At 49.6% G+C, this 4,090-nt stretch carries 5 protein-coding genes; 2 read left to right on the forward strand and 3 right to left on the reverse strand.

The genetic code is table 11. The features are described from left to right. Nucleotides 1-178: 178 nt before the first annotated feature. Together BHE85_RS11620 and BHE85_RS11625 are read right to left on the reverse strand one after the other, a co-directional pair. Complete coding sequence (locus tag BHE85_RS11620; RefSeq protein WP_000022285.1) at nucleotides 179-967, reverse strand: DeoR/GlpR family DNA-binding transcription regulator; 789 nt, start codon at nucleotides 965-967, stop codon at nucleotides 179-181. 39 nt (nucleotides 968-1,006) lie between these two features. After that, complete coding sequence (locus BHE85_RS11625) at nucleotides 1,007-1,903, reverse strand: sugar kinase (RefSeq protein WP_000196717.1); 897 nt, start codon at nucleotides 1,901-1,903, stop codon at nucleotides 1,007-1,009. Nucleotides 1,904-2,075: 172 nt separating this feature from the next. On the opposite strand from BHE85_RS11625, the gene yihU reads away from it, so the two are divergent. Both yihU and BHE85_RS11635 read left to right on the forward strand, forming a co-directional pair. Continuing rightward, complete coding sequence (gene yihU / locus BHE85_RS11630; RefSeq protein ID WP_004987839.1) at nucleotides 2,076-2,954, forward strand: sulfolactaldehyde 3-reductase; 879 nt, start codon at nucleotides 2,076-2,078, stop codon at nucleotides 2,952-2,954. Nucleotides 2,955-2,978: 24 nt separating this feature from the next. Beyond that, a complete protein-coding gene (locus tag BHE85_RS11635) occupies nucleotides 2,979-3,863 on the forward strand; it encodes an aldolase (RefSeq protein WP_000094546.1) in 885 nt (294 codons plus the stop codon). Here BHE85_RS11635 and BHE85_RS11640 read toward each other — a convergent pair. After that, nucleotides 3,857-4,090: IS1 family transposase (locus BHE85_RS11640; protein ID WP_001393844.1), on the reverse strand; the 234-nt coding region annotated here is incomplete at its 5' end. The two genes, BHE85_RS11635 and BHE85_RS11640, sit on opposite strands and share 7 nt — an antisense overlap.

Below are 4,090 nucleotides of genomic sequence, written 5' to 3' on the forward strand. Positions count from 1 at the left end.
CTGTCCAATGTGCATAAAAAAATCCGGAAACAAGTGAGCGTTTCCGGATTCTTACACAGCCACTGGATCGGTCAACTGATCCTTAACTGATCGGCATTAGCCATCGCTGGCAGGTTTTTTTTGCTTATGGAAAACAAAATCCGCTGAAATTCCCAGCGGATTTTCCGAAATTTCAATTTCAGGATACTTCTTGCTCGGCAACCACCAGTTCAACATTCTCTTCACTTAACAACTGGCAGAAAGAATTGGGAGGCGGGGCATCAGTAAAAAAAGCCCTGACATTCCGTGCATTGCCAATTGAAACGGCAGCAGACGCGGCAAACTTCGTATGATCGGCCACTAACAATGTATTCCGCGCATGTTTAATCATCGTTCTCGCGACTAACGCTTCATTTAGATCAAATTCCAGTAGGGTGCCGTCATGTTCAATGGCACCTATACTGGTGATTAAATAATCTGCGCGGAAGCCTTCAATAAAATCCACGGCTCCTGGGCCGATAATCCCGCCGTTATGAGCGCGTAAAGTGCCTCCCGGCACCATCACTTCAATATCCTGATTCTTATAAAGAATCTGTGCCACACGTAGGCTGTTAGTGATAATGCGTAAATCACGCCGGTTGAGTAATGCCCTGGCAACGGCTTCTACGGTTGTACCGATGGTGATAAAGACGGTACAGCGTTCGGGAAGGTAATCGGCGACTGCCTCAGCGATCGCCCGTTTCTCGGCGGTGAGCGAAAGTTCCCGTTGCTCAAAAGCGGTATTCATGACGCTGGAGACGCGCCCGGCCCCTCCATGATGACGGGTGATCAAGCCCTGCTCACTGAGTTTTCGGATATCCCGGCGCACGGTTTGCGTTGAAACATCCAGCAGTTGTGCCAGTTCTTCAATATTCATATAACCGCGTTCTGCGATTAGATGAACGAGTTGGTCATGGCGTGGATTACCTGTCACTTCGATGATACTCATGAATACTCCCTTGCCCCTCCTCGGTAGATGTTTACCATTTTACGCATAAAGTGACAAAAATGATTCGGTTTGCTCACGATTAGGAATGCCGGCCCGACCGCCAGGCTGGGTACATTTCATCGCGGCAACCGCACTGGCAAAACGAATAGCCTCTTTTGTTGGCATTTTTTCTGCCAACGCTACCGCGAGTGCGCCGTGAAAAACATCGCCTGCTCCAGTGGTATCAACCACATTGACAGAAAATGCCTCCTGTTGACACAAATGACCATCTTCAATCCACAACGATCCTTCAGAACCCAGCGTAACATACACTTTACCTGCTGTTTGTGTCGTTGCCTGGAACAAACCTTCTTCAGGAGACTGCAGGCCAGTCATGCGTTTCAGCCCTGGTGTTGAGAACACGGCGTGATCGGCAAGCGCGACAAGTGGAGAAATATCCTGCGGTGTCATATCGGCGTCTAAAAGCGTTGTCACACCCGCAAGGCGCGCTAGCGAGAATGCTTTTTCAGTACCGCTATGCCAGCGAACATCGGCCAGAATCAGATTATAACGAGAGAAATCGATCGCTTCTAACCATTCGGCATCAGTACCGAGATCAGGACTTGGATAATTAACGATAATCCGTTCGCCATGCTGATCAACGAGGATCGCTGATTGCGACGAACGGGCGTTAGGATATCGGCGGCAAAATGCGGTATTGACGCCCCAACCCTCAAGTTCTGCAAGTAAGGTATTTCCACAACTGTCATCGCCGACGCGACCGATGAAATCAACCTCCACGCCAAGCTTTGCGATTGCAACAGCGGCTGTTGCTGCCGGGCCGCCACCAATCTCAAGATAATGATTTGCCTGATATTTCCCGCCGCCCTCCGGCAGAGTGGGCAAAGAATAAATTCTGTCCTGAACTGTGATACCCACGCATGCAATTCTGGTCATATTTGTCTTGTCCTGTTTAATTTTGTCGTCTTTGGTCAATTTAAATGACGCAAATGATCAAATTAGTGATGCGTGTCGTGTTTTTGAACATAAATCACAAATATGCTCAAAAACAGACAAAAACGAATTTTCAATTGTCATTATTTTGTCAATGTCAGACAGGAGAGTATTCATGGCAACCATTGCATTTCTCGGGCTGGGGCAGATGGGTAGCCCAATGGCTAACAATCTATTGCAAAAAGGGCATTCATTGCAGGTATTTGATGTCAATGCACAGGCCGTCGATGCGCTAGTTACGCAGGGGGCCACTGCGGCACAAACCCAAGCGGAAGCAGCAGCAGGCGCTGAATTTATCATCACTATGCTTCCCAATGGTGACATTGTTCGACAGGTTCTGTTGGGGGAAAAAGGCGTCTGTGAGGCTGTTTCATCTGACGCGTTATTGATTGATATGTCGACTATTCATCCCTTACAGACCGATGCATTAATACGGGAGTTACAAGAAAAAGGCATCAGTATGATGGACGCTCCCGTGGGCAGAACGTCCGTGAATGCGATTGATGGCACATTGCTGATTTTAGCGGGTGGCACTGATGAGCAGATTGCACGTGCACGCCCGATTCTTATGTGCATGGGTAATGAGCTGGTCGAGGCTGGCGGCCCAGGAATGGGGATCCGCGTGAAGCTAATTAACAACTATATGAGCATTGCGCTTAATGCGCTGTCCTCCGAGGCCGCTGTGTTATGTGAGTCACTGGGATTAAATCTTGATGTCGCAATTAAGGTGATGAGTGGTACGGCAGCAGGGAAAGGACATTTTACGACCACCTGGCCTGGCAAAGTGCTGAAAGGCGATCTTTCACCCGCCTTCATGGTGGATCTGGCGTTGAAAGATCTGCGTATTGCAGTTGACGTCGCTCGGGAGACGGGGACACCGCTCAATATGGGGATTGCAGCAGAAAGTTATTACGCTGCAGCAAGTCAAGACGGCAAAGGGCGGCAGGACTGGAGTGCCCTGCTAAATCAGGTTCGCCAGCAGGCTGGTCTTTAATTTTATCTATTAACAGGAGTTTCTATGTCATCCCACTTCACCCCATTTACGCTGAAAGATATCTCCCGCCCAGGTGGTGGATTTGCCATGTTAGCTGTCGATCAGCGTGAGGCCATGCGCTTGATGTTTGCGGCAGCAGGGCAGCCAAAACCCATCGCCGACAGTGTACTCACCGATTTTAAAGTTGCCGCGACCCGAATCCTTTCTCCTTATGCTTCTGCCGTTCTGGCGGATAAACAATTTTGTCTTGAGCAAATAGTCGAGCAGGGCGCTGTTGCTAATTCTTGCGGCCTGATTGTCGCTGCCGATCTTTTTATCCCAGGTAATGGCATCCCGGTTGATAGCGTTGAAATAGATATGTCCGTCGACCCGCATAAAGCCCGTGAAATGGGGGCTAAGGCAATGAAATTACTTGTACTCTGGCGTGAAGATGAACCCGCAGAGGAACGTCTGGCAATGGTTGATAAATTTGTTCGTCGCTGCCGTAGTGCCGGGCTGGTGAGCATTATTGAACCTGTGGTGCGTCCACCTCGTCGCGGTTGGGACTTTGATCGTGAAAGCGCCATTGTTGCCGCCGCCGCAGAGCTTGGTGGAACAGAGGCTGATCTTTACAAAGCCGAGATGCCATTAGGGGGCAAAGGCGATGAAAAAACCTTACTTGCCGCCTGTCAGCAACTTAACGATCAGATGAAGATGCCGTGGGTAATTCTTTCTTCTGGCGTTGATGCCGATATTTTTGGCCGTGCAGTAAGTATTGCCATGAAAGGTGGTGCGTCGGGCTTCCTGGCTGGACGAGCGGTTTGGGCGTCGGTTGTTGGTGCACAAGATCCACAAACTATGCTGCGCGATGTCTCTGTTCCTCGTTTACAACGGTTGGCAGAAATTGTGGTAATGACTCCAACTTACTGATAGTGTTTTATGTTCAGATAATGCCCGATGACCTTGTCATGCAGCTCCACCGATTTTGAGAACGACAGTGACTTCCGTCCCAGCCTTGCCAGATGTTGTCTCAGATTCAGATTATGTCGCTCAATGCGCTGAGTGTAACGCTTGCTGATAACGTGCAGCTTTCCCTTCAGGCGTGATTCATACAGCGGCCAGCCATCCGTCATCCATACCACGACCTCAAAGGCCGA

The organism is Shigella sp. FC1567, from assembly GCF_001743015.1.
In the GTDB taxonomy this organism is placed as follows: Bacteria; Pseudomonadota; Gammaproteobacteria; order Enterobacterales; family Enterobacteriaceae; genus Escherichia; species Escherichia coli.

What these genes read in the sequence shown, in the direction of transcription:
- BHE85_RS11625 (WP_000196717.1), bottom strand. Translation starts at nt 1,903, where the DNA reads ATGACCAGAATTGCATGCGTGGGTATCACAGTTCAGGACAGAATTTAT.
- BHE85_RS11635 (WP_000094546.1), top strand. Translation starts at nt 2,979, where the DNA reads ATGTCATCCCACTTCACCCCATTTACGCTGAAAGATATCTCCCGCCCA.
- BHE85_RS11620 (WP_000022285.1), bottom strand. Translation starts at nt 967, where the DNA reads ATGAGTATCATCGAAGTGACAGGTAATCCACGCCATGACCAACTCGTT.
- yihU (WP_004987839.1), top strand. Translation starts at nt 2,076, where the DNA reads ATGGCAACCATTGCATTTCTCGGGCTGGGGCAGATGGGTAGCCCAATG.